Genomic DNA, 24228 nt, shown 5'->3' with positions numbered 1-24228 from the left:
TTAAAAACGGAATAAACACAACTATTTTGCAAACACATTTACCTCATCTACAGTCCATATTTACGGCAGATTGCGTGATTTTCGGTTTCGACGAAGGCGAAATTAAGGTGTTGCTCGTTGAGAGAAACGAATATCCCTATAAAGACTGGTGGGGCCTACCTGGTTTTTTTGTCGAAAAAGACGAAACCATTGATGATGCTGTCGAGCGTATTTTATATGAGCACACAGGCTTACGCAATATTTTCATGGAGCAGCTTTATACTTTTGGTGACCTAAAACGTCATCCTCAAGGTCGGGTTATCACAGTAGCCTATTATGCTCTATTACGAATAAAGAATACGCTGGCTCTTAAACCTCACTCCGATTATGTAAAACGAGCAGAGTGGCATCCTATCAATGACTTACCCGAATTAGCATTTGATCATAATAACATTATAACAAAGAGCTTAGAGAAAATACGAAGCAAACTAAAAAATAGCAGTATAGCATTTGAGTTATTACCAGAAAAGTTTACCTTAACACAACTACAAAAGGTATACGAGGCCATCTCAGGACGCTCACTTGACAAACGAAACTTTCGAAAGAAAATGCTTAACTATAATATTCTAAAAGAGTTGGACGAAAAACAACGCGGAGTCTCCTATCGCGCAGCTCGTCTCTACAAGTTTGACCGGCGCCAATATGCCAAGGTTTTTCAAAACGAATTATCGTTCGGAAAATAACATCAAATAAAACTATCATATAAATACTATAATATAACGTTATTATACATCGAGAGGCCGGGATTAACCCGGCCTCTCGATTCTTTTCGTATAAATTATTTTTAGAGCTCTACCCTTATTTTTTTGCTTGATTAATATGGTATTTCACCAAATCATCTATTGGTGACCGAATAATCCTGCCTGTAGTCATCCCAAACTCTGATGCAGTTTCCTCCAACACATTCCTAAAGTTATATCCAACCGAGCCAATACAGTTAAAACTATAATTTTTGTAATCTGGATACTTAGAAACCAGGTTTGTAAAAAAGTCTGCAAACGATGACTTAACAATCCCTCTCAAATATTCAATATTCACAGCACAGTCATAAGCAAACTTACTGAAGCTGGCACAAAAACGATTCGCCAAAGGTTGCGTATATACACGATCCATTACCTCATCCGGCGTTATCTTATATGTATTCCAAAACTCCTGTCTTACATTTTCCGGCATCAACCCACGTACATAATCAGTCAATAGTTTTTTCCCGATATAACAACCACTCCCCTCATCCCCCAAAATATATGCAGCAGAATCAATATTCATAGCAACATCTTCACCGTCATAGATACATGTATTCGTACCCGTACCCAAAATTGCGGCAAAGCCTGTTTCTGTTCCCAATAAAGCGCGAGCTGCGGCTAACAGGTCATGCCCGACAGCTATTTCCGCTTTGGTAAAAAAGTGACTAAATGCATCTTTGATAATCTCAGCTTTTTCTTCATTATGTACACCAGCACCATAGTAATGTACCTCTGTAATATCCTCCAGATTCAGGTCTTCAGGCAAGCCCTTTTTCAAAGAACTCTGAATGTATTCTTTACTTACAAAATAAGGGTTATAACCTTCCGTGTTAAAATAGATTTTCTTACCAGAATTATCTATGACACACCAATTTGTTTTTGTCGACCCGCCGTCTGCAATAATGATCATATTTGAATATTAATTATCTGTTTTTCAAGTTAGCAAAAAAATTAAAATTTGCACAAAATACAGCTTTCCTAATTTTTTACAAATTTTAATTTTTTTATTTTTCCTTAATCTTTGATTGAACCGTTAAAAAAACGCATTGGCAGTCTCTAAATGCAGTTTATCAATGTTAACAAAAAAACAACTCAAAGTGTACTTTTTACAATAATGCCGGAAATAATTTATTAATTCCTAGTTTTATATCAAACATTCGCTGTCTATACTCGTAAAATAAATTCCGATGAAGAAGATTCTAATCGCTAATCGCGGAGAGATTGCCATTCGAGTCATTCGTTCGGCTCATGAAATGGGAATTTCAACCGTTGCTGTCTATTCAGACGCCGACCGCACCGCATTACACGTTCAGCATGCTGATGAGGCTGTTTATATCGGTAAATCCTCCGCATCAGATTCTTATTTATCCATTTCAAAGATCATCGAAGCTTGTAAACAAACCAACGTAGATGCCGTCCACCCCGGATATGGTTTTCTATCCGAGAACCCTCTCTTTGCCAAGGCTCTGGAAAAAGAAAGTATCAAATTGATTGGTCCTTCCTCTGAGGCGATGGAATTAATGGGAAATAAACTCTCAGCTAAAAAGCTAGCATTAGCGCATAAAATCCCCCTATTAAAGGGGACAAGCCACCCCATCTCAGACACAAACGAAGCATTACAACAAGCCAGGGATATTGGTTTTCCCATCCTGATCAAGGCAGCAGCTGGTGGCGGTGGAAAAGGTATGCGTATTGTTCAAGACCAAGAAGATTTTCTGAATGAATTAAAACTAGCCATATCGGAAGCCAGCTCTGCCTTTGGTGATGGTTCCGTATTTTTAGAGCGTTATATTTCTGCACCCAAACATGTCGAAATCCAAGTATTGGCAGATGAACATGGCAACAGCATTTACCTGTTCGAACGGGAGTGCTCTATCCAACGAAGGCATCAAAAGGTTATCGAAGAAGCTCCTTGCAGCGTCCTAACACCGGCCATCCGGGAAAAAATGGGGAAATGCGCTCTGGATCTAGTTAAAGCTTGCAACTACACAGGTGCAGGAACTGTCGAGTTTATTGTCGACAACCAGCTAAACTTTTATTTTCTCGAAATGAACACTCGACTTCAGGTAGAACATCCCATAACAGAGCTGATCACCGGAGTTGACCTCGTTAAAGAGCAGATTAATATTGCTCAGGGAAAGGTGCTATCTTTAACGCAGGAAGATGTCAACATCCAAGGCCACGCTATTGAATTACGCATCTATGCTGAGGATCCTAAAAACAACTTTCTTCCAGACACAGGTATGTTAGATAATTACAAGATTCCGTCCGGACCGGGTGTTCGTGTAGATAATGCTTATGACATTGGCATGGAAGTTTCCGTCTATTACGATCCGATGATCGCTAAATTGAGCGTTTGGGGAAAAGATCGCCACGAAGCAATCCAGCGAATGAAACGTGCAATCACAGAATATAAAATCACCGGCATCAAGAATACATTAAATTTCGGATCTTTTGTAATGGATCATCCAGCTTTTCAAGACGGAAGCTACAATACAAAATTTATTGACATACATTTCCAATCGGAATCGATAGAGAACTGCGATAAAGACGCCCTAATTTCAGCTTTAATCGGTAATTATCTTTTCAAAAAGAAACAACAACCTGACCCTCTATCAAATTCCCAGAAAAACAATAGTCGTTCAAATTGGAGAAGGAATCGCACAAATTAAGAAAACATGTTTACAGGTATCATTGAGACCGTCGGAACGGTCAAAAAAATAAAAGCAGAAGGCACTAACCTTCACTTTACAGTCAACTCTTCACTATCGAACGAGTTAAAAATCGATCAAAGTGTCTCACACAACGGTGTATGTTTAACCGTTGTCGAAGTCAACGGCGACGAACACCTAGTTACAGCAGTCCATGAAACCTTAAATAAAAGCACACTAGGTGATCTGAAAGAAGGAGATCTGCTCAACCTGGAGCGCTGCACCCCTGTCGGCGGGCGTCTTGACGGCCATATTGTCCAAGGTCATGTAGACCAAAAAGCTGTATGTATCGATAAGAAAGACGAAAATGGAAGTTGGCTCTTCTCTTTCAGATACGACCCGTCGTTTGGCAATATTACGGTCGAAAAAGGCTCCATTAGCATTAATGGAGTCAGTCTCACCGTTTTTAACTCGAAAAACGACAGTTTCACCGTGACAATAATTCCATACACTTATGAGCACACCAGTTTCAAAGACATAGAAATCGGTACTGAAGTCAACCTCGAATTTGACATCGTTGGTAAATATGTAGCCCGACTTTTGGCTACACGCGGATTAACTCACTAACATCACACAAACAAACAATTTTAAAACCATGCTGTTTCTTATAGAGAATACAAACAGAAATTAGTTCACAAACTAAACAATAACGCATGGACAAATTGAAAAAATTTGAATTGATGGAAAAGATTGTCCGTCAATTAGAAGACTTAAAACATAGTCAACAAGCCATTATCGAAAAAGTCGGAAAACTGGAAGTGGATAACTTCGAATTAAATGACAAAAAGCTGGAAAGCGTCCTTTCGGACATGCACCAACGGACCGCAGATAATTTTGATTCAATCGAAGACCTCTTAACTAGCTTCTCCGATAAAACAGAGAACTACGGTGAAAAGAACCAGGTTGACAAACTACGGGAACAACAAGAAATCGAAAACCGCAATTCCGATAATCAGGAATAGCAAGGTCAAATCTTTATAGGTTTATGTAAAAAGAAGGACGGTTCGCCGATCCTTCTTTTTATTTTTCACAACATCTATTTTCTTTCATATCAAAAATATTACATATCTTTAAACACTTAACTAACTGACACCTATTATTATCGATGAAACGATTAGCTTTTCTTAAGTTGATTTTTTTTGCTTTTTTAACGCTAGTCGGCATTTATCTACTCAATCGAAAATTAGGTGATATACCTCCGCTTGGCAAATTTCTTAATCCTTCCACCGGTTTCTGGCGAAACGCAGAACCCATCAAGCCACACGATTTATTCATTGATAGCGATGCTCTATTAGAAGAAGTCACCATTCTGATCGACGAACAAGGAATACCACACATCTTCGCAGAAAACAACCATGATCTTTACTTTGCTCAAGGATACATTACAGCAAAAGACCGTTTATGGCAGCTGGACTTCCAAACGCGCTATGCCGCTGGTCGGCTTTCCGAAGTAATTGGAGACCAAGCAATTGAATTAGATCGGTATCAACGTAGAATGGGCATGACTTATGGAGCGGAAAATATGCTGACCGAAGCCAATAAAGACCCTCAAAGCAAAGCCATCCTTGAAGCCTATACCGAAGGGATAAACGCTTATATCAGCCAGCTCAAGCCAGCGGATTATCCCATAGAATTTAAAATTCTTGACTACAAACCAGAGCTATGGAAACCACTTAATTCGGCTCTATTATTAAAGCTTATGTCAGCAACGCTCGCGCGCGGAACAAACGAGTTGGCTTTAAGTAATATTTTAGACCAATATGGAAAAGAGTTAGTCGATGACCTCTTCCCTAACTATCCCTTTATTGAAGATCCTATCATACCTTTTGAAACGGAGTGGAATTTTACGGTTGATAGCTTAAATAGTTCCATTACCAATGCCGCAAGAATCACATCCCTCAAAAATAAAGCATCGAAGCCAACATCGGAAAAAACTACCGAATGGCTAACGTCGAGATTGCTGACTGCACCCAAACCAGAGAACCTGGGAAGCAACAATTGGACGGTCAACGGAAACAAATCCAGCACCGGATTTCCTATTTTAGCCAATGACCCTCACCTCGACCTTACATTGCCGTCTATCTGGTACCAGATCCAACTACACAGTCCCGATATCAATGTTTACGGCGCTTCTATCCCCGGTTCTCCGAATATTATTATTGGCTTTAACGAAAAGATCGCCTGGGGCGTAACCAACGTAGGCTCTGACGTACTCGACTGGTACAAAATAAACTTCAAAGACGATAGTTATCAGGAATATAAGCACAATGGTCACTGGCGCAAGACAAAGAAACGTATAGAGGAAATCAAAGTTCGCGACCAGCAGGTCTATTACGATACGGTCTATTACACTCATCAAGGGCCAGTAACCTACTTAGAAAACACGAAACCGAACAATCTATCGATAACCGCTAACATTCCCGAAGGCTACGCACTCAAATGGGTTGCCCATTTACCATCCAATGAAATCCGAACCTTTTATGAGCTCAACAAAGCCAGCAATCACCGGGACTATCGACATGCCCTATCACATTATGTAGCACCCGCACAAAATTTCATATACGCAGATCGCGACGGAGATATCGCCATTACACCCAACGGGCTCTTCCCATTAAAAGAAAACCGGCAGGGAAAATTTCTCCTCGATGGCTCAGACGCGACCGATGAATGGAAAACCAGAATTCCTTTTGAACAAAACCCGACTGCCCACAACCCATTACAAAACTACTTAAGTTCTGCCAACCAGTGGCCCGTAGCCCCTTCTTATCCGTACTATCTCGGATGGGAGTTTGCTCCAAATGAACGCGCCCGCAGAATCAACTCTCAATTAAGAAAGATGAGCAATGCTACCCTTGACAGCTTCAAGGCTTTGCAAACTGATAATTACAGTCTCCTTGCCGAAAGCCTGACCGATACGCTTATTAATATTCTTTCGCAAAGAACCGATTTAACAGAGCTCGAAAATACCGCTTTAGCGGAACTCGAACACTGGGACTTCCGCTACGAGGCGAACTCCATAGCAGCCAGTATCTTTGAATTTTTCTATAACAAGCTCAATGAAAACCTTTGGAGTGGATACTTTGACGACCAGGGGCTACTCATGCGCTACCCCAATCGCGACCGAACTGTCCACTTATTGCTCCATGAGCCCGAATCCCATTGGTACTCTACTCCCAGTCAAAAACGAACACGCACGGATGTTGTCGTTCAAAGCTTCCAAGAGAGTATTCAAAAGCTCGAAAACGATCATGGCTCTATCGAACATTGGGAGTGGGCTGATATCAAAAAAACACATGTACCACATTTAGCAGCGATACCCGGACTCGGATCCCGCGTATTAGAAGTTGGCGGCTCCAAACATACAGTCAATGCGATGAGCGAAAAGAACGGACCATCCTGGCGGATGATCGTCCTACTCGGCGATCACCCAAAGGCCTACGGCGTCTTGCCAGGCGGAGCCTCAGGAAACCCTGGAAGCCAATTCTACGACAACCAGATCACCACTTGGGAGAAAGGTGAGCTCATCGAGTTATTATTACTTAGCGACTCCAACCGGAACCAGGAAAACATTATCAGTCAAGTCAAACTCTCCCCAACCCCATAATCATGCTGCTCTTCTTACTCATATTAATCTTAAGCTTTTTATTACAACTCTTCTTGCCCTGGTGGATTATCGCCCCTATCACCTTTGTCTGTTGCTTACTTAAGGCACGTAGTGCCAATCAAGCTTTTATCGTTTCATTTGTAGCGATATTCCTACTCTGGTTGCTTAGCACTATTATCCTGAGCAGCCGGAACAACCACATCCTATCCACCCGTGTCGGACAAATGCTCGGCCTTGGTATCCAAACTTACAGTTGGTTGTTAGTAGCCATTATCTCATCCGTCCTCGGCGCACTCATTGCTAGTTTCGCAGGCATTAGCGGATTTCTTATTAAAAAGTTAAGCCGCGAAAAATATTAATACCTTTGCGTATTAATGATAAACAGAGATGCTATTTTCCGAATAACGAGCCAAGATGAGTTCAATCAACTCGCACTTGATATTTTTGGTATGCAAGTCCGATCATGCCAAGTTTACGCAGATTATTTAGCCGCTTTGAATGTTGACATCGATCAGGTAAAATCACTCACTGACATCCCTTTTCTCCCAATTGAGTTTTTTAAAAACCATCAAATCATCAAAACCGGCGAACAAGCAGAAACCATCTTTTCAAGCTCGGGCACTACAGGTATGCAAACCAGCAAACATCACGTAGCAGATCTTTCTATCTACGAAAAAAGTTTCCGAAATACTTTTCGTCAGTTCTACGGGGACCATCAAGAAACAGCGATCCTGGCATTATTACCCTCCTATCTTGAACGCTCCGGTTCATCACTGATTTATATGGTTGATGATCTTATCAAAACAAGCAATCGCCCGGAAAGCGGCTATTTCCTATATAATCACGAAGAACTCTACGCCACTTTACAATCGCTTCAATCGCAAAACATCCGCACCATCCTGTTTGGCGTCACCTACGCATTGCTTGATTTCATTGAGAGCTACAAGCTTGATTTTCCAGAGCTAATCATCATGGAAACCGGCGGTATGAAAGGAAAAAGAAAAGAAATGATTCGTGAAGAACTGCACAAGGATCTGTGTCTCGGATTTGGCGTTTCCGCCATTCATGCCGAATACGGAATGACCGAGTTACTTTCTCAAGCCTATTCACGAGGTCAGGGATTGTTTGAATGCCCTGCTTGGATGAAGGTCCTCATTCGTGACCTGAATGACCCCTTCAGTTATCAATCAACAGGCAGCACCGGAGGGGTCAATATTATCGATCTAGCAAATATCAATTCCTGCTCCTTTATCTCTACACAAGATCTTGGACGAAAAAACGGCCAAGAACAGTTTGAAGTTCTCGGCCGTTTTGACCAAAGCGATATTCGCGGTTGCAACCTTTTAGTGCAATAGTTTAAAAACCGTCGAACACCTATTCAGCAATCAGTAAGAAATAATTCTTCTTACCCCGCTGCGCTATAATATATTTATCGTTTATCAGCCATTCAGCGTTGACGATGTGTGCCGGATCATTCAGTTTCTGCTTATTCACGGACACCCCGCCCCCTTGAACCATCTTTTTAGCCTCCCCTTTCGATGGGAAAACAGAAGCAGACGCAGCCAATAAATCAACAATATTAATACCTTGGCTTAATTCATCTTTGGAAATATTAAATGTCGGGACACCCTCAAAAACCTCTAGCACCCCTGCGTCGTCTAGTTTCGTTAAAAATTCCAACGAACCATTACCAAATAATAGTTCCGACGTCTTTATAGCCGTCTCATACGCTTCGGCACTATGTGTACGGATCGTAATATCCTCTGCTAATGCTTTTTGAACAACACGTAAATGCGGAGCTTCGTCATGCTCAGCGATAATTGCCTCGATTTCTTCTTTTGATTTCAGCGTAAAAATCTTGATCCAATTTTTAGCGTCATCATCACTTGCGTTCAACCAAAACTGGTAATACTTAAACGGCGAAGTTTTTGCAGGATCCAGCCATACCGCCCCTCCTTCTGTTTTTCCAAACTTCGTCCCGTCTGTTTTCTTGATCAACTGCGTTGTCAGTCCAAAAGCTGATCCACTTCCCATCCTTCTAATTAACTCCGTTCCGGTAACAATATTTCCCCATTGATCCGAGCCTCCCATCTGCATCATCAATCCTTTATTCTTCCACAGATAATAAAAGTCATAGCCCTGAATCAATTGATATGAGAACTCGGTAAAGGAGATACCTGTTTCCCCTTCAATTCTTTTCTTCACCGAATCTTTCGCCATCATGTAGTTCACCGTAATATGCTTACCCACATCACGGATAAAATCCAAAAAGCTAAATTCCTTAAACCAGTCGAAATTATTAACCATCTCCGCCTGATTCTTTTCCGGTCCAAACTCAAGGAACTTTTTCAATTGATCTTGCAGGCAAGCCACGTTATGCGCTAAGGTCTCTTCGTCGAGCAAATTCCTTTCAGCAGACTTCCCCGACGGATCGCCCACCATTCCTGTTGCGCCACCCACCAATGCTACGGGCTTATGCCCGGCACGCTGAAAATGGATCAAAGTCATGATTTGCGTTAAGTGACCCACGTGCAGCGAATCGCCCGTCGGATCGAAACCGATATAGCCCGCTGTCAATTCTTTATTCAATTGTTCTTCTGTGCCCGGTATCATGTCTTGCAACATACCGCGCCAGCGTAATTCTTCTATAAAGTTCATTCTGATTAGGTGTCTATTTTAGCGTACCTTGCATTTTTTTCAATAAACTCCCTGCGCGGGGCTACCTCATCTCCCATCAACATAGAGAAAATACGATCACATTCCGCGGCATTTTCTATTGTCACCTGTCGCAACGTCCTCGTCTCCGGATTCATTGTTGTAGACCACAATTGTTCCGCGTTCATCTCTCCTAATCCTTTATAACGTTGAATACTCACGCTATCCTCCTTTCCTGATCCTTTCAAGCGCTGAACAGCAGCAGCCCGCTGATCTTCTGTCCACGCGTATTCAAAATCCTTACCTTTCTTCACCAAATATAAAGGCGGGTTAGCCAGGTAAAGGTATCCCTTTTCAATCAGCTCTTTCATATACCTAAAGAAGAAGGTCAGGATCAAGGTATCGATATGCGCTCCATCGACATCCGCATCCGTCATAATAATGATGCGGTGATATCTGAGTTTACTAAGATTGAGGGCCTTTGCATCCTCTTCCGTTCCTATGCTCACCCCTAGCGCGGTAAACATATTTTTAATTTCGTCACTTTCGTAAATCTTGTGCTCCATAGCCTTTTCCACATTCAAGATTTTACCCCTTAGCGGAAGAATTGCCTGAAATTCACGATTACGTCCTTGCTTTGCTGTACCACCTGCCGAGTCACCCTCAACCAAATAAATTTCACATTTAGCAGGGTCATTATTAGCACAATCTGCAAGCTTACCCGGCAAGCCGCTACCGCTCATCACACTCTTGCGCTGAACCATATCGCGTGCTTTTCGAGCTGCTGCCCGTGCCGTAGCCGCTAAAACTACTTTATTAACAATTGCCTTAGCCTCTTTCGGGTTCTCTTCCAGGTAGATTCCAAGAATCTCACCCACTGCCTGATCTACAGCACCCATTACCTCACTGTTTCCAAGCTTGGTTTTCGTCTGTCCTTCAAACTGCGGTTCCTGAACCTTTACTGAGATAACCGCCGTTAGCCCTTCTCTGAAGTCGTCACCCGTAATATCTACCTTTACGTTCTTCAGCAGACCCGACTTATCAGCATAAGACTTTAGCGTACGTGTCAGCCCCCGTCGGAAGCCAGCCACATGCGTACCACCTTCAATTGTATTAATATTATTTACGTACGAATGCACGTTTTCCGTATAGGTATCATTGTATTGCAGAGCGAGCTCCACCGGCACACCAGATTTTACACCGTCCACGTGTATAGGTTCAGGAATCAACGGATGGCGTGTACCATCCAAATATTTTACAAACTCACTCAACCCACCTTCAGAATAAAATTCTTCGTTACGATAAGAGCCGTCCTCCTGATCTTCACGCTCATCTACCAGTTTCAACCGGATTCCCTTATTCAAATAAGCCAGCTCACGTAGCCTATTTGCCAACGTATCGTAATTATAAGTCGTCGTCGTTGTAAAAATTTCCTTATCCGGGTGAAAAGTTATAATGGTACCGGTCCTGTCCGTTTCATCAACAACGGTTACCGGGTACAGCGGTTTTCCTTTCTCGTATTCCTGTTTAAAAACCTGGCCTTCGCGATGCACCTCTGCAATCATCAAGCTAGATAATGCATTCACACAAGACACACCCACACCGTGCAACCCACCAGAAACCTTATAAGTATCCTTATCGAATTTACCACCAGCGTGCAAGACCGTCATAACCACTTCGAGCGCCGAACGCTTCTCCTTTGTATGCATGGCGGTAGGGATCCCCCTACCATTATCTTCTACTGAAATTGAATTGTCAGAATGAATGGTTACTAAGATATCTGTACAATAACCCGCTAATGCCTCATCGATCGAGTTATCGACAACTTCATAAACCAAATGGTGCAAACCCTTTACCCCTGTATCTCCAATATACATGGATGGGCGTTTCCTCACAGCTTCTAAACCCTCTAAAACCTGGATATTATCAGCTGAGTAGATATTCTTATTTTCTTCGCTCATTTAATTGATTTTACAATCCACAAATTTACGAAAAAAACACGACTTTTCGCAATGCAGCAGCCCATAATTGCCACCCTACTTCAGAGTATACTTAAACTTTCTTCCGTGTTTTTCACCTTCAATCAGCCCATTCTTTAATAAATAAGACAACCGGACACCCAATGCGTTTTGCAATTTCAAGATATCCGTATCAGGCTGTTCTTTTAAGAGCGTCTCTAAAATATCCTCTTTATACCCCGATTTTAGCTTTGTTAACGCATAACTAATCCGCTCATCAAACCTTCCATGAGGTTTAAACTCATTAATAGGTTCCAATTTTCTCGTCGAGGCGACCACCTCTTTAGGAGCTTTTTTTGATGGTGTAACTCCAGACAAAATTATATTTGAGCTTTCAATTACGTTAATTGCATTCTCAATCTTTTTAAGTTCTTCTTTTAAAAGCTGTTGACGTTCTTTTAAAAACTCGATTACTTGCTTTTCGTTTATATTTTGCATAACCCTTCCTTTGTAATTATTTAACACAAATATAATTAAAGAACTAAATAAAACAAATAAATCTTACAACAAAAAAGCTTTCATAGCCTCCATACCCAAATCGCCCCAATTCTTCAGGTTCTCCTGAAGATATTTTTCCAAGCCGGCACGATCCATTTGCTCCGTCCGCTTTGGAGTTTCTGGAGCTTTAATTGCCCCTGATTCCCCAAGCTCCACCTTCGTAGCAAACCAGGTTACATTTTCATGCGGTAAAGCCACACCTAATGTAAATCGTCAGCAAAAAGTGGACACGCTAATCTAAAATCTTAAGGAGGGTTTTAATTAAAAAACATTAAATTTAATTATGGAAACTCCAAAGAAAAAGAGTGCTGAAAAATTTGTCAAAGACATTCGTAAACACACCCGTAGAATTTTCACTTCGGAACAAAAGATTCTAATCGTGATGGAGGGATTGCGAGCAGAAACTTCTGTAGCCGAGCTTTGCCGCAAACACAACATAGCTCAATCTCAGTTTTATTCCTGGAACAAAGAATTTATGGAAGCGGGTAAAAAACGTCTTTCAGGCGATATTACCGGAGAAGCAACCAGCGATGAGGTTTCAGATCTTAAGAAAGAAAATGCTCGATTGAAGGAGATTGTAGCCGATCTGGTGGTTAGGTATGATATTGTAAAAAAAAGTTTGGACATGCTGGATTAATCCATAAATACAGGAAAGACTCATGGTTTTTAGCATTGTGTTGAATATATAATTTTTAAATCAGCATAACAAAATAACCGCTGCTGAACCAAAGATTTCTTCACCATAAGTTCGGCTATTGAAGCGCGGAACGATAGAACGGAAGGTGAGCATGTACAAGATCAACACAAAAAGGAGGAAAAATAAAAATCACCTTCGGGTACCTTAGTAAGACCCTTGTAAAGGGTATTTAGCAATTAATTATCTATTAATTCCCTATTCCTCCCGTATAAATCGACGAAAATAGGGATATATCAGCAAATAAATCGCTAAAAATTCGCCTATGAATCCGAACAAGGTTCTAAGCGAATTCGGATAAAATACCATGCAGACGAGCGTCACTTTGGAGCATCCTTTATCCAAGCCTCGTTCGATGTGCCTCCCCTATCCCTCCCCTATGAGTCCCCTGTGCGCCCCCTGATTTTCGGTATTTAGGGGGAGGACAGGGAAGGAACAGGGGTGCTTTGCCGATTTCACACTCTTCATGACTAGGATTAATCTAGATCATAATACACAACGGGTTAAGCAAGTATTTCGACTATTGTACAATTTTTTGTACAATAAAGTAAATTCAATATATTGGTAGTATGATTACGACGTATTCAGATTTTAGACAAAAACTAAAAGCCTATTTAGCCGAGACTATTAAAAGCAATAGCCCTTTGTTCGTTACGAGAGCTAAGGGTGAAAACATTGTTGTTCTTTCTGAATCGGACTATGATAGCATTATGGAAACCTTTTATTTATTAAAGTCTCCTGAAAATGCTGCTCGCCTTCAAGATGCAATAGAACAACATAAACATGGTGGAGGAAAGACAAAATATTTGATAAAAGAATAAAAGTTGTCTTTATGGATCGTGCATGGGAGGACTATCTATACTGGCAAAAAACAGATAAAGAAACCCTCAGAAAAATCAATACCTTAATTAAAGAAATCTCAAGAACCCCGTTTATCGGAACGCGTAAACCCGAGGCGTTAAAAGAAAATTTATCAGGCTATTGGTCACGCCGAATTAACCAGGAACATCGTTTGATCTATACCGTCGAGAACCGTTCGGTTATTATTCTTCAATGTAGGTATCATTATTGATCAAGCCAAGTCTCTAAAAGAAAACTTGGCTTGTGTTATAAGAGCTTTTTCTTATTTCTCATCGGCCGAAGGGCCGTAAATACCCGGAAGTGGGATATTAAGCATTCGCATATAAACGGTTAGCTGCCCACGGTGATGAACGAGGTGATTGGTAATAATATACCGGAAAGCGCCCAATTTCGGCAGGTCTGAAAGGACATGGCTTCCAGCTTGCAGTTTCCAGTTGGCCAACCAATATTCATCCGTTTGCGCAGCCACAAAGTCTTTGTTCTTCTGCAAATTTTCTGCTAAGATTGCTTTCAGTTCTTCTATGGTAGTGGCCGTACTCCGCTGATAATCTGTATGAAAATCAAAAACATCTTTAGATACCGCCAAATGCACCCAGCTATGAAGTTCCACAATGTGTGATGCCAACTCCCCCAAAGTCATTGATTTTTCGTGTGGTTTGTAATCCCAATGTTCGTCGGTAAGATTGTCTAAAATCCGATTGGTGTTCTGCGTCTCGTGTGTGATTTCTGCTAAGATACCGTCTTTAATGCTCATGTTAATTTTATTTAAGTTAAGTAACGTAAACATACAACTTATTTAATCGTATCGGAAAAAGTTATAACTGTAAAGACAAAGAAGTAAAAAGGGAGCTAAAACCTCAAGAAATATACGTATTTTAGTTAATGCAAAACGTCGAAATATTTTATCCAGAGAGCGTCAGTGCCTGGCGAAATTGGTTAAAAGAAAATCACCTTTTGAAGCAATCAGTCTGGGTTGTTTTTTATAACAAAAAATCTTCAAAGAAATCGATTTCCTGGAGCGAGGCTGTTGAAGTTGCGCTCTGTTTTGGCTGGATAGACAGCAAAAAAATCAAAATAGACGAAGAGACCTCTCATCAGTTTTTCAGTAAACGAAGGGCGAAAAGCACCTGGTCAAAAATCAATAAGGACAAAATAGCGAGACTCACCCAGGAAGGACTGATGGCTCCGGCTGGCTTAGAATCGGTTGAAATTGCAAAGCAAAACGGTTCGTGGACTTTCTTGGATGAGGTTGAAGCCCTGATCCTACCTAAGGACTTAGAAAAAGCCTTCAAAACACATAAAAGATCCAAAGACAACTTCTTAAGTCTCAGCAAATCCGCAAAAAAAATGATGCTCTATAGACTTTTATCGGCGAAAACAACAGCGACGAGGGAGAAGCGTATTGCTGAAATATTAAAAGACTTGAAGTAGAGCAAAACGCATTGTTTTTTTATATATTTGCTGAACCATGAGATGGTTTACCTCCATAATGTCGGTTGTTCTGACAGCACTTTTCTTGCTGCCATGTACAGATGATATCAATAGTGGAACTGCAACCTGATACAACAGACAAATTTTGATGATGCCAAGATTGCATCATTGGTCGGTGTAACCATAGCCATGGTTAAGAAAACACGCGCCGAACTAAACGATAAAAAATAAAGGACAAACAGACCTACTAATATTTGGTGATAGCCATTTCTTGCGAAAGAGATGGCTATTTTTTTGAAGCATAACAATACACGTGCGTCTTAAACAACAAGGTTTGTAACCACCATCAGTCAGGCTGCACAAGCGTAGCAATACACATCCTGTTCCAGCCATTAATCGTGATAATAGCCACCATAATCTGGGCGAGTTGGTTATCACTAAAAAGGGATTTCGCTTGTTCATAAGTCTCATCTGACACGCCACCGTTGGCTATCAAGGTCATTTCCTCTGTTAAGGCCAAGACAGCCCTCTCCTCTTCCGAATAAAGTCCTTCAACCTCTCTCCAAGCATTCAAAAGATAAATCCTTTTCTCAGTTTCGCCTAGTTTACGAGCATCCAATGTGTGCATGTTGATACAATACGCACAACCGTTAATCTGAGAAGCCCTAATCTTGATCAATTCTTTCATTATACCATCTATGTCAACAGTCGCCATGTAGCTCTCCAGACCTGCTAAGGCTTTATAGGCGGCTGGTTCAAGTTTGGGAATCTTAATTCTTTTTTCCATTTCGTTTTTAATTTATAATTTACTTAATAAATCTCTTCTCCGCTGTTCGTTCTTATTTAAACCACAACAGCAAAGCATTGGTTGTACGCTGTGCCCTAACCATCTCACGTTGATGTTTGATCATTGCCTTTTGTTGATTAACCACTTTCATCTGATTGCCTACTACCGAGTTCATGCTTTTTTGTTGTTGATAGTGATGTAAATCATGCTCATAAAGGTTGATGGCTTCTTTAAGGCTATCTACCCGCCGATTCTGAATATATTCCGACAGATGGGTAACGGCATGAAGCGTCTTGTACTTTTCTGGTAACACATCTGACTCTTCCATCGCAATTGCTATTTCATCCATTTCTTTGACCAATGGAGCGAAGCGCAACCGTGCAGCATGTTTCATTTGCTCTCGCTTTTTACGATCGAACATCGGTCCAATGACATTAACTACCAAGAAGATAATGCCAGCAAAGCACCCCAAAATCAAGAAAGACCCAATAAATGTTTCGCCAAAAAGCCGCCTAAAAACAGAAACAGATAAAAGCGCAGCGATCACGCCCAAAGCAATGTGTTTACCACGACTATTATGATACATGATTCTTAATCGTTCACTCTCTATCTGGTTTTCGTAATCCGCGTATCGTCTAAGCAAAACAGCATATTCGGATAAATGCTGCTGAAGTAATTGCAATTCCATAGTTAGGTTAATGATAATCAGGACTAAGATACATAATTATGCTTTATACTGATGATGAATCTCACTGCAAGCGTATTCTAATTGTAGCACAGCAACAGGAGCTAATGCAAGAGAACTGTAACTATTGCCGTTAGCACTCACAATATTAATCTTTGTAAGCAGTATATAGCCAACAATTTCATTTTTGACTTCGGGCAACAAGCGATAACTCGGGATAGACAATATTGACCGGATGTTTATGCCTTGTTTTAATAAATCTGCCTATACTTTCCTTGGTGGAAGATCGAATGCGATGGCTTCATGCTCAAAATGCCCTTTGTGGGAGCCATCGCAAAATGGTTTGTTCTTTGAAAGTCCGCAGCGACAAATCGAAAGTACGGTTCTGTCCTGCAATCCATAAGCATTCCCATTTTTATCTACGATTTCAAAATCGCCTTCTATTTTCACTGATCCGTTGTTGTTTATTGTAATTTTTGTTTTCGACATGCTGATAAGATATTATGTTTTTCCCAAAGATAGGAACAATGAAATGGCAACAACAAACCGTTGAAATTTCTTTTTAAATTTACTGATGGTAAACACTGAAAATATGAGAAAAATAATTGCGGCGACAAATATTACCATCGACGGAGTTTATGAGCATACGGAAGGTCTTCCCGATGAGTAAATACATCAACATTACACTAACCTGTTAAACAAGGCAGATACTATTCTATATGGTAGAACGGCGTATCAACTTATGGAATTTTGGCGTACGGTTTTAGAAAATCCTTCGGAACAAAAATCAATGAATGAATTTGCCGTTGCTATTGATAAAATTCCAAAAATCGTTTTTTCTCATACCTTGAAGAATGTAGATTGGAATAGTGCAAAGTTGGCAAACAAAAGCCTTGAAGAAGAGGTTCTGGAACTCAAAAAGCAACCGGGTAATGATATTTTGGTGGGTAGTAGAAGCTTAATAATGCAATTGATGAACTTAAATTTAATCGACGAATTCCAACTTTGCATTCAACCCGTTGTTGCGGGTAAGGGTTCGACATTGTTTGACAATGTAAATGAAAGGACTATTTTCAAACTCATAAAAACCAAAGTGTTTAACGGTGGTTCGGCTATTCTCTATTATGAACCGACAAACGAACATTGATTGCAGGATATTAATCTAACTTAAATTGGCTGAAAGTGGCCGCTATATCTTACAAAATTTTACTTTTCTCTGGGAAAGCACTATTCAGACTGCATGAAAATATAGCGACCTTTGTGATATAATGACTAAACAGAATATAGAATACTCCATTTTAGAATTAGCACTTGTTCCACAAGGCAGCACAATCAAACAGACGCTCAATAACTCGTTAGCAGTCGCGAAAATAGCAGAATCATATAATTATAAACGTTATTGGTTTGCAGAACATCACAACTCGGGAAATATAGGTAGCAGCGCTCCTGCGATTTTAATAGGCTATGTGGCTGAAAATACCACGAAGATCCGGGTTGGGTCTGGAGGGGTTATGCTTCCAAACCACTCGCCACTGATTGTGGCGGAGCAGTTTGGAACCTTGGCTCATCTGTACCCCCACCGTATAGACCTGGGTGTCGGACGAGCGCCGGGCACAGACCCTCAAACGGCTCGCGCGATACGTTCCGATTTTTTCCAGGCTGCGCAGGCTTTCCCGGATGAAATAGAAAAAATACAGGATTACTTTTCGCTGGATAATAGCCGTTCGCCAGTTAGGGCGACGCTTGCCGAGGGTACGGATGTGCCGCTCTACATATTGGGATCCAGTACAGATAGTGCTCATTTAGCTGCAAAAAAAGGGCTCCCTTATGCATTTGCTAGCCATTTTGCTTCTAAACACCTATTCGACGCTCTGGAAATTTACCGTGAAGAATTTCAGCCCTCTGAGTTTTTAGAGCAGCCTTATACCATTGCCGGTATCAACGTATTCGTTGCGGACACTGACGATGAAGCGCGAAGACTGTTCACTACACTAATCAGAATGTTTATGGGTGTCCTGACCGGTAATTCAGGGCCGTTGCAGCCACCGACTAAATTAACGCCAGACCTACAAGAGTTAATACAACACCCGGCATTGCATAATATGCTGAAGTACTCTTTTGTTGGCAATAAGCAAACGGTTAAGGCGCAAGTTCACTCGTTTTTAGAGAAGACACAGGTCGATGAGCTCATCGTGGTTTCTTCTACTTATGACACCGAAGACCGGATTAAGTCGGTAAAGCTCTTCGGGGAGATCATGAAGGAGATCAACGAAGAAGCAACAACAGAAGTTAGTTGATGCGGCATTCTTTGAATCCTGTTTTAACATACATCGTATTCTGCTCATTAATAACCAACAAGCTTATCGAAAGGAAGTTGCCGATTATCGATTAGGCTTTTATAATTGCTGGTGTCATTGAATTAGCTCGATTTGCAAAGAGAAATGACATATATAAGGTCATCCCTAAAGATTTAAAACAATAAAAAAACCGACTTCCCTTAACAGAAAATCGGTTTTGTTCATTAACGATCATTACGTTTATACAGTTTCACCTACTTCCTCCTCTACTGGCACTTCCTCATTCAAATATCTTTCGAGGCTATCATCCATTTCGTCCATCCAAGGGGTATGATGCGGCGCAGCTTGTGTGCCGTCCATAACAGATGTATAAACCTGGTCTCGGTAATTCAGTATATTTACCTCTTTGTCATGTAACCAGCTCTTAAACATGGCGGCGACTTTATCCAAATCAAAAGGAGGATAATCTGTAAACTGAATCAAATCTTTGATATAATCCGTTTGAAAATCTACATGATCTTCACCGCTTACCGTCTTAGCCTCATTGTCAATCCATTTCTGTATATCCACATCTCGCTCCTCTTTGTTCGGCAACAAAATGCGTCCCAACATATAATCCCTTGCAAACCATGCCTGAGTGTCAAACATGTTGAAAGTGTAATATTGATCCTGCATACCTAGGTAGATCAGGCGCTCATTCTCGTTATAAACGATCCCTTTATATAAATTTGCAGGATACAAGCAATTTTTGGTTTTAAGGCGCAGCTCGTCTGGCAAAAAAGGAAATTTATGTTGATAGCCTGTGCACATAATCACGGCGTCAAATTCCTCTGAAGTTCCGTCAGAGAAAATGGCTTTATTTCCCTCAAAGTGGGTTATCAATGGTTTTTCTACGATTCCGTCCGGCCATTTAACTCCAATTGGAGCACTGCGATATGAAATCGTGATGGATTTGCTACCATGCTTGTAGCACTGCACGCCAATATCTTCAGCAGAATAGCTGCTACCTACCAGTAATAATTTTTGATTGATAAATTGATCCGCTCCTCTAAAGTCATGAGCGTGTATAACCGTTCCAGGGAACTCGTCTATCCCCTCAAAATAAGGCATGTTAGGCGTAGAGAAGTGTCCGGTCCCTACAACCAGATAATCAAAGTATTCCTCGAACGTTTCATTTTCTACCAAGTTATCAAACACCACACGAAACTGTTGCTTGTCTTCTAAGTAATCAGCCCAACGCGCTACAGTATTAAACTGTATAAAATCACGCGCATTACTTTTTTTGATACGTCCTTGAATATAATCAAAAAGCACTTCTCTGGGCGGATATGACGATATAGCTTGTCCAAAATGCTCTGTAAACGTATAATCTGCAAATTCTAAACATTCTTTCGGGCCGTTTGACCATAAGTATTTGTACATGCTGCCATGGATCGGTTCGCCATACTTACCAACGCCCGTACGCCAGGTATAATTCCACATTCCACCCCAGTCTTCCTGTTTTTCGTAACACTTAACTTCAGGAATAGGGTTTCCTTTTTTTTGCTCAGATTCAAACGCTCTTAACATGGCAAGTCCACTCGGGCCTGCTCCAATAATTCCAACTTTAAAATTAGTCATTAGTTATATAGAATTTTATGCATGCAAAAGCATGCTGTTAATTAATCTTATTAATCCAAATCAAAAGATTTTCAGATATCCCTAATGGGATATTGCTCAGGTGAGAATTGCTTCTCATATAACACAGCTACAGTAGTGTAGCTCTAAAGAAATTTGTACGAAATTTACGGTTGCAAAAATCAACGGTAATTTTTCGAAGTCACAAATATACGCAATATTCTCTCGAAAAGCTAATATATCCCTGTTAATGGGCCTAGGTTAGCCATTAATTGTCCCATTGGGTCTCTCGTTTAAAGCCGTCCGTAAGATACAAAGCTTTTAATGGCACTTCTATCGTTAAGCCCAATAAATCGTACAAAAATTCTCAACAAAAGGACTCGAATCATTGTTATAATCTTAACATATAAAATGAGGAGACATGAGTACAGAAAATCTTTATAATGAAGCAGCGATTGATAAATTAAAAAAAATTATTGATCAGGTCGATATCGGGATGCTGGGAACCTACCCAAGCGAAGGTAAATACATCCACGCCGTTCCCATGAGCCGTCAAGAGGTGGATGACAGAGGGAATATCTGGTTTCTGTTTTCTTCCGAAAGCGAAACCCATCAGCATATAGAACGGGATCCGCAAGTTAGCCTACTATATTCCGATCCTGGCAATTACAGCTTTCTCAGTATCAACGGAAACGCCGAAGTCAGTCAGGACAGCGAGCGGATAGAAAAATACTGGAATAAAATGGTCGAAGGCTGGTTCGATCGCGGAAAAGAAGATCCGCGAATACGCGTACTAAAAGTTGTTCCTCAGGAAGCACATTATTGGGACACCAAATCGAATAAATTGGTCACTTTTTTTAAGGTAGCGACACGTGCTATCACGGGAAAAGATATCGAAACCGGAGAGCAAGGAAACTTGGAGCTATAAAGTCTCTAATATTGAAAAGGATGATAAAACATGACCGAATTTCGTACGATTTACAGAATCGTATTTTATTTACCGTTCAATTTCCCTAGACGCTCTTTTGCTAGAGGGATAACATCATCATCACCTTCATAGTTTTCAATTACACTTTCCAAGGTGCTTCTCGCCTGGAGTTTATTGCCTCTGCCAGCATAGGCATCGGCGAGCAAGATGAAGCTCTTGGCCACCCAGTAGTCATACGATCCCAGGTTATTGATCACATCAAAGGCTGTTTTTTCAGCTTTATCATACTGTTTGTTTTCATACTGCAATTGCCCCAGACGATACCGAGCTTCTGCGCCGACTGCACTTTGGCTCTTCTGTGCCGCCAGATTCAGTTCCTGCATGGCGGGCTCCACGTTCCCTTCCTGTAGCATCATTCGTGCATCGTACAAATGCGCCATGGCAATCTCCTCCTCAGTTGCACGATCATAAGTCTTTACCAACATCGAATACTTGGCAGCCTGCGCTAAGTCACCAATTTCGTAATAACACTTCATCAGGTTCGTTACCGCATAGCCATAGCGTTGTTTATATTCTGCCGTAAGCTCTAGTTTTTTAAGGTGCACAATGGCCTCATTGTATTCTTTCAAATCCAAATACAATGCTGCTACGGTTAACAAAGTATTCTCCGTATACTGACTCGTCCAGTCATTCAGGATAATGTTCAGGTCATGCAAGGCTTCGTTCGGGCGCCCACTATGATACAAACTCACTCCACGGATATAACGAGCATGCTTTTCCTGTCTGGGTTTTGGAAATTTATCAAAATATGCATTGATCGCTTCCACCGCGGCTCCATATGCCTTTCTGGAAAACAAAGAATTGGCTACCTGAAAAGCCATGTTATCCTGCTCTGCGGGGCTCAGATCACTGACATTAACGTTAGTCGCATAATTTATATAACTCGTAGTATCTCCCTGATCCAGGTATATATTTTCAATGGAACGCATAGCCTGTCCTGCTTCAGCAGTCGCGGTATGCTCCTCTATCACTCTTTGGAAAGTGGCCTTCGCAGCTTCGGTTTCATCCTTATTGTACTGTACCAATCCGATGGTCATCAATGCTCGGGGAACATAGCTGCTGCGCGGATACTGTTCAATCATCTTCTGCAGACCTTCAATAGCGGTGTCGTAATCTCCCTCAGTGAAATAGGTATAAGGTACCTCAAAGGCTACATCATCTGCATAGTTCGAATTCGGGAATTGTTCGATAACAGACCGCAGGATGCTGAGCTTGGTTTCATTGTCACCCTGCAATCCATGGAGAATACCGCGCTGGAACAACGCATAGTCCTGATTAGGAGCTTTGCTGTTAATCAAGTCATCGTAGTATTGGTTGGCCCGGTCGTAATTACGCACGGCCAAATACGAATCACCCAAACGTGCAATCACGTCATAACGTACTTTATCCTCGATCGAACCTCCCTCGAGAGACATAAAACGTTCAAAATACTGGGCTGCCATACCAAAGCTGTTATTACGGAACGCCGCATAGGCCAAGCCATAGTTCGCATAATTATATACATCGGTGTTTCGTGCAGCTGGCAACTGAAGGAACCGTGAAAAGTTATCAACAGCTTCCCCGTACTTACGCACTTCATACATTGCCTCCGCTTTCCAATAGGTGGCCAACGCTGCCATCTTCTCATCGATTGGGGTGTTTTCGGATCGCATAAACATGGATATGCTGTTTTCAAAAGCACGCTCGTTATAGAACTCCAATCCGCGATAATAGGTTGCCTTTTGATAGATATCGGCTTCTCGCTCACCTTTCGGTAACATTTCCAGCAGACTTACCCCTGCATGAAAATTACTCGTACCTAATAAGATATCGGCCGACAGGGTTTCTTCAGTCTCTGTTTCTCTAGTTTCCGGACCGCGATCCCCATATTTCTGGACGATGTATTCCTGGGCGACTTTCGAGGCAGCTTGAACAGAATCCAATTCAAATAAAACTTTGGCATAATTAAACAGTCCATCGACCTTCAATATCGGATCGAAGTCGAGTTTGGACGCTTTGGAAAATGCATTACTTGCTCCTTGCTTATCGCCGGTTTCCAGAGCGATATTGCCTAATGTAATCATGGCTCCCTGATAAAAGGCGTCTGAAGCCTCCACTTTCTTCATAATAGATGCCGCTCTTTCGTATTCACGTGCCTGATAGGCTAGAGATCCGATCCGGAAATTATCAATATTGTCTTGTGAAGCGTTCGGATGCCGTTTCAGCACGATACCATAATAAGCTGGTTTAAACCTATTCTTTCCAAAATATGTGGTAGCAGCGATCTGGCGAAGCTGGGCCTCCAGCGCTTCCCGATCAAAGTTCATATCCGGAGTCCGTCGCATCTTGACGGCATCGGCCAATATCGGCCGATATTCACGTACGACATCCATAGACTCTATAATAGCAGGTTGATTCTCGTCTGGTTGTTCACTAGGTTGCCGCTTCTCTTCTTGCTGTTTCTCCTCTTCCTGCGCGTATCCTACAACTAGTGAAAATAGAAAAAGTCCAGTAAGTAAGTATTTTAGGTAGCTATAACCAATCCTTTCTTTCAATATCATTCGTTTCTTATCTATATACACAATTCAACTCTGGCTTATCATCAAAATTCATTCCATACA

Annotated in this window: 25 protein-coding genes; 14 read left to right on the top strand and 11 right to left on the bottom strand. The window is 41.3% G+C overall.

Going from position 1 to position 24228, the window contains the following annotated elements; translation table 11 throughout:
• Positions 1 to 26 precede the first annotated feature (26 nt).
• Positions 27 to 722 (top strand): NUDIX hydrolase, encoded by a 696-nt coding sequence (locus tag D3P12_RS08380; protein ID WP_118194565.1) that lies wholly within the window; start codon positions 27 to 29, stop codon positions 720 to 722.
• Positions 723 to 837: 115 nt separating this feature from the next.
• On the opposite strand, the gene D3P12_RS08375 is transcribed toward D3P12_RS08380, so the two are convergent.
• On the bottom strand, positions 838 to 1692 hold the full coding sequence (locus D3P12_RS08375; RefSeq protein ID WP_118194563.1) for an N-acetylglucosamine kinase: 855 nt from the start codon (positions 1690 to 1692) through the stop codon (positions 838 to 840).
• A 277-nt stretch (positions 1693 to 1969) separates the two neighbouring features.
• On the opposite strand from D3P12_RS08375, the gene D3P12_RS08370 reads away from it, so the two are divergent.
• The 6 genes from D3P12_RS08370 (at position 1970) to D3P12_RS08345 (ending at position 8452) form a co-directional block, all read left to right on the top strand.
• Positions 1970 to 3454 carry an acetyl-CoA carboxylase biotin carboxylase subunit gene (locus tag D3P12_RS08370; protein ID WP_118194561.1) on the top strand — a complete coding sequence of 495 codons (1485 nt, stop codon included), beginning with the start codon at positions 1970 to 1972 and terminating at the stop codon, positions 3452 to 3454.
• 6 nt (positions 3455 to 3460) lie between these two features.
• Positions 3461 to 4060, top strand: coding sequence for a riboflavin synthase (locus D3P12_RS08365; protein WP_118194559.1), 600 nt, complete (start codon positions 3461 to 3463; stop codon positions 4058 to 4060).
• Between the two features lie 86 nt (positions 4061 to 4146).
• Positions 4147 to 4455 carry a hypothetical protein gene (locus tag D3P12_RS08360; RefSeq protein ID WP_118194557.1) on the top strand — a complete coding sequence of 103 codons (309 nt, stop codon included), beginning with the start codon at positions 4147 to 4149 and terminating at the stop codon, positions 4453 to 4455.
• Between the two features lie 143 nt (positions 4456 to 4598).
• Complete coding sequence (locus tag D3P12_RS08355) at positions 4599 to 7097, top strand: penicillin acylase family protein (protein WP_118194555.1); 2499 nt, start codon at positions 4599 to 4601, stop codon at positions 7095 to 7097.
• Between the two features lie 53 nt (positions 7098 to 7150).
• Positions 7151 to 7456, top strand: coding sequence for a hypothetical protein (locus D3P12_RS08350; RefSeq protein WP_157970294.1), 306 nt, complete (start codon positions 7151 to 7153; stop codon positions 7454 to 7456).
• A gap of 15 nt (positions 7457 to 7471) precedes the next feature.
• Positions 7472 to 8452 carry an acyl-CoA synthetase family protein gene (locus D3P12_RS08345; protein WP_118194551.1) on the top strand — a complete coding sequence of 327 codons (981 nt, stop codon included), beginning with the start codon at positions 7472 to 7474 and terminating at the stop codon, positions 8450 to 8452.
• Between the two features lie 19 nt (positions 8453 to 8471).
• Here D3P12_RS08345 and tyrS read toward each other — a convergent pair whose 3' ends face one another.
• The 4 genes from tyrS to D3P12_RS08325 form a co-directional block, all read right to left on the bottom strand.
• A complete protein-coding gene (gene tyrS / locus D3P12_RS08340) occupies positions 8472 to 9755 on the bottom strand; it encodes a tyrosine--tRNA ligase (RefSeq protein ID WP_118194549.1) in 1284 nt (427 codons plus the stop codon).
• 5 nt (positions 9756 to 9760) lie between these two features.
• A complete protein-coding gene (gene gyrB / locus D3P12_RS08335) occupies positions 9761 to 11713 on the bottom strand; it encodes a DNA topoisomerase (ATP-hydrolyzing) subunit B (RefSeq protein ID WP_118194547.1) in 1953 nt (650 codons plus the stop codon).
• A gap of 75 nt (positions 11714 to 11788) precedes the next feature.
• Positions 11789 to 12208 (bottom strand): soluble adenylyl cyclase-like protein, encoded by a 420-nt coding sequence (locus tag D3P12_RS08330; RefSeq protein ID WP_118194545.1) that lies wholly within the window; start codon positions 12206 to 12208, stop codon positions 11789 to 11791.
• 63 nt (positions 12209 to 12271) lie between these two features.
• Positions 12272 to 12466 carry a hypothetical protein gene (locus D3P12_RS08325; RefSeq protein WP_118194543.1) on the bottom strand — a complete coding sequence of 65 codons (195 nt, stop codon included), beginning with the start codon at positions 12464 to 12466 and terminating at the stop codon, positions 12272 to 12274.
• Between the two features lie 85 nt (positions 12467 to 12551).
• On the opposite strand from D3P12_RS08325, the gene D3P12_RS08320 reads away from it, so the two are divergent.
• From D3P12_RS08320 to D3P12_RS08310, 3 genes are all read left to right on the top strand, one after another.
• Complete coding sequence (locus D3P12_RS08320; RefSeq protein WP_118194541.1) at positions 12552 to 12905, top strand: transposase; 354 nt, start codon at positions 12552 to 12554, stop codon at positions 12903 to 12905.
• Between the two features lie 626 nt (positions 12906 to 13531).
• A complete protein-coding gene (locus D3P12_RS08315) occupies positions 13532 to 13783 on the top strand; it encodes a type II toxin-antitoxin system Phd/YefM family antitoxin (protein WP_118194539.1) in 252 nt (83 codons plus the stop codon).
• A gap of 11 nt (positions 13784 to 13794) precedes the next feature.
• Entirely contained in the window at positions 13795 to 14034 is a 240-nt protein-coding gene (locus D3P12_RS08310) for a Txe/YoeB family addiction module toxin (RefSeq protein ID WP_317124656.1), read from the top strand.
• Between the two features lie 51 nt (positions 14035 to 14085).
• On the opposite strand, the gene D3P12_RS08305 is transcribed toward D3P12_RS08310, so the two are convergent.
• Complete coding sequence (locus D3P12_RS08305) at positions 14086 to 14577, bottom strand: DinB family protein (RefSeq protein WP_118197032.1); 492 nt, start codon at positions 14575 to 14577, stop codon at positions 14086 to 14088.
• A 128-nt stretch (positions 14578 to 14705) separates the two neighbouring features.
• On the opposite strand from D3P12_RS08305, the gene D3P12_RS08300 reads away from it, so the two are divergent.
• The gene (locus tag D3P12_RS08300) at positions 14706 to 15254 is read left to right on the top strand and encodes a YdeI/OmpD-associated family protein (protein WP_118194537.1); all 549 of its coding nucleotides are present in this window, start codon (positions 14706 to 14708) and stop codon (positions 15252 to 15254) included.
• A 346-nt stretch (positions 15255 to 15600) separates the two neighbouring features.
• Here D3P12_RS08300 and D3P12_RS08295 read toward each other — a convergent pair whose 3' ends face one another.
• The 3 genes from D3P12_RS08295 to D3P12_RS08280 form a co-directional block, all read right to left on the bottom strand.
• A complete protein-coding gene (locus tag D3P12_RS08295; protein ID WP_118194536.1) occupies positions 15601 to 16041 on the bottom strand; it encodes a carboxymuconolactone decarboxylase family protein in 441 nt (146 codons plus the stop codon).
• Positions 16042 to 16093: 52 nt separating this feature from the next.
• Positions 16094 to 16729 carry a hypothetical protein gene (locus tag D3P12_RS08290; protein ID WP_118194535.1) on the bottom strand — a complete coding sequence of 212 codons (636 nt, stop codon included), beginning with the start codon at positions 16727 to 16729 and terminating at the stop codon, positions 16094 to 16096.
• Positions 16730 to 16990: 261 nt separating this feature from the next.
• Positions 16991 to 17215, bottom strand: a complete 225-nt coding sequence (locus D3P12_RS08280) for a CDGSH iron-sulfur domain-containing protein (RefSeq protein ID WP_118194533.1) — start codon at positions 17213 to 17215, stop codon at positions 16991 to 16993.
• A gap of 181 nt (positions 17216 to 17396) precedes the next feature.
• Here D3P12_RS08280 and D3P12_RS08275 point away from each other — a divergent pair, with 181 nt between their 5' ends.
• Together D3P12_RS08275 and D3P12_RS08270 are read left to right on the top strand one after the other, a co-directional pair.
• A complete protein-coding gene (locus D3P12_RS08275; protein ID WP_317124665.1) occupies positions 17397 to 17873 on the top strand; it encodes a dihydrofolate reductase family protein in 477 nt (158 codons plus the stop codon).
• A 121-nt stretch (positions 17874 to 17994) separates the two neighbouring features.
• A complete protein-coding gene (locus tag D3P12_RS08270) occupies positions 17995 to 19023 on the top strand; it encodes an LLM class flavin-dependent oxidoreductase (RefSeq protein WP_118194532.1) in 1029 nt (342 codons plus the stop codon).
• A 240-nt stretch (positions 19024 to 19263) separates the two neighbouring features.
• Here the strand turns inward: D3P12_RS08270 and D3P12_RS08265 are convergent, their stop codons facing one another.
• On the bottom strand, positions 19264 to 20643 hold the full coding sequence (locus D3P12_RS08265) for an NAD(P)-binding domain-containing protein (protein ID WP_118194531.1): 1380 nt from the start codon (positions 20641 to 20643) through the stop codon (positions 19264 to 19266).
• Between the two features lie 418 nt (positions 20644 to 21061).
• Between D3P12_RS08265 and D3P12_RS08260 the strand changes: the two genes are divergently transcribed.
• Positions 21062 to 21568 (top strand): pyridoxamine 5'-phosphate oxidase family protein, encoded by a 507-nt coding sequence (locus D3P12_RS08260; protein ID WP_118194530.1) that lies wholly within the window; start codon positions 21062 to 21064, stop codon positions 21566 to 21568.
• A 65-nt stretch (positions 21569 to 21633) separates the two neighbouring features.
• On the opposite strand, the gene D3P12_RS08255 is transcribed toward D3P12_RS08260, so the two are convergent.
• Positions 21634 to 24168 (bottom strand): tetratricopeptide repeat protein, encoded by a 2535-nt coding sequence (locus tag D3P12_RS08255; protein WP_118194529.1) that lies wholly within the window; start codon positions 24166 to 24168, stop codon positions 21634 to 21636.
• Between the last annotated feature and the right edge of the window lie 60 nt (positions 24169 to 24228).

It is taken from the genome of Pedobacter indicus, assembly GCF_003449035.1.
Lineage (GTDB): Bacteria > Bacteroidota > Bacteroidia > Sphingobacteriales > Sphingobacteriaceae > Albibacterium > Albibacterium indicum.
Note: the sequence above shows the minus strand (reverse complement) of the source record. Positions and strands in the feature narration are given on the sequence as shown.

What these genes read in the sequence shown, in the direction of transcription:
- D3P12_RS08375 (WP_118194563.1), bottom strand. Translation starts at nt 1,692, where the DNA reads ATGATCATTATTGCAGACGGCGGGTCGACAAAAACAAATTGGTGTGTC.
- D3P12_RS08370 (WP_118194561.1), top strand. Translation starts at nt 1,970, where the DNA reads ATGAAGAAGATTCTAATCGCTAATCGCGGAGAGATTGCCATTCGAGTC.
- D3P12_RS08365 (WP_118194559.1), top strand. Translation starts at nt 3,461, where the DNA reads ATGTTTACAGGTATCATTGAGACCGTCGGAACGGTCAAAAAAATAAAA.
- D3P12_RS08360 (WP_118194557.1), top strand. Translation starts at nt 4,147, where the DNA reads ATGGACAAATTGAAAAAATTTGAATTGATGGAAAAGATTGTCCGTCAA.
- D3P12_RS08355 (WP_118194555.1), top strand. Translation starts at nt 4,599, where the DNA reads ATGAAACGATTAGCTTTTCTTAAGTTGATTTTTTTTGCTTTTTTAACG.
- D3P12_RS08345 (WP_118194551.1), top strand. Translation starts at nt 7,472, where the DNA reads ATGATAAACAGAGATGCTATTTTCCGAATAACGAGCCAAGATGAGTTC.
- tyrS (WP_118194549.1), bottom strand. Translation starts at nt 9,755, where the DNA reads ATGAACTTTATAGAAGAATTACGCTGGCGCGGTATGTTGCAAGACATG.
- gyrB (WP_118194547.1), bottom strand. Translation starts at nt 11,713, where the DNA reads ATGAGCGAAGAAAATAAGAATATCTACTCAGCTGATAATATCCAGGTT.
- D3P12_RS08330 (WP_118194545.1), bottom strand. Translation starts at nt 12,208, where the DNA reads ATGCAAAATATAAACGAAAAGCAAGTAATCGAGTTTTTAAAAGAACGT.
- D3P12_RS08320 (WP_118194541.1), top strand. Translation starts at nt 12,552, where the DNA reads ATGGAAACTCCAAAGAAAAAGAGTGCTGAAAAATTTGTCAAAGACATT.
- D3P12_RS08315 (WP_118194539.1), top strand. Translation starts at nt 13,532, where the DNA reads ATGATTACGACGTATTCAGATTTTAGACAAAAACTAAAAGCCTATTTA.
- D3P12_RS08310 (WP_317124656.1), top strand. Translation starts at nt 13,795, where the DNA reads ATGGATCGTGCATGGGAGGACTATCTATACTGGCAAAAAACAGATAAA.
- D3P12_RS08305 (WP_118197032.1), bottom strand. Translation starts at nt 14,577, where the DNA reads ATGAGCATTAAAGACGGTATCTTAGCAGAAATCACACACGAGACGCAG.
- D3P12_RS08300 (WP_118194537.1), top strand. Translation starts at nt 14,706, where the DNA reads ATGCAAAACGTCGAAATATTTTATCCAGAGAGCGTCAGTGCCTGGCGA.
- D3P12_RS08295 (WP_118194536.1), bottom strand. Translation starts at nt 16,041, where the DNA reads ATGGAAAAAAGAATTAAGATTCCCAAACTTGAACCAGCCGCCTATAAA.
- D3P12_RS08290 (WP_118194535.1), bottom strand. Translation starts at nt 16,729, where the DNA reads ATGGAATTGCAATTACTTCAGCAGCATTTATCCGAATATGCTGTTTTG.
- D3P12_RS08280 (WP_118194533.1), bottom strand. Translation starts at nt 17,215, where the DNA reads ATGTCGAAAACAAAAATTACAATAAACAACAACGGATCAGTGAAAATA.
- D3P12_RS08270 (WP_118194532.1), top strand. Translation starts at nt 17,995, where the DNA reads ATGACTAAACAGAATATAGAATACTCCATTTTAGAATTAGCACTTGTT.
- D3P12_RS08265 (WP_118194531.1), bottom strand. Translation starts at nt 20,643, where the DNA reads ATGACTAATTTTAAAGTTGGAATTATTGGAGCAGGCCCGAGTGGACTT.
- D3P12_RS08260 (WP_118194530.1), top strand. Translation starts at nt 21,062, where the DNA reads ATGAGTACAGAAAATCTTTATAATGAAGCAGCGATTGATAAATTAAAA.
- D3P12_RS08255 (WP_118194529.1), bottom strand. Translation starts at nt 24,168, where the DNA reads ATGATATTGAAAGAAAGGATTGGTTATAGCTACCTAAAATACTTACTT.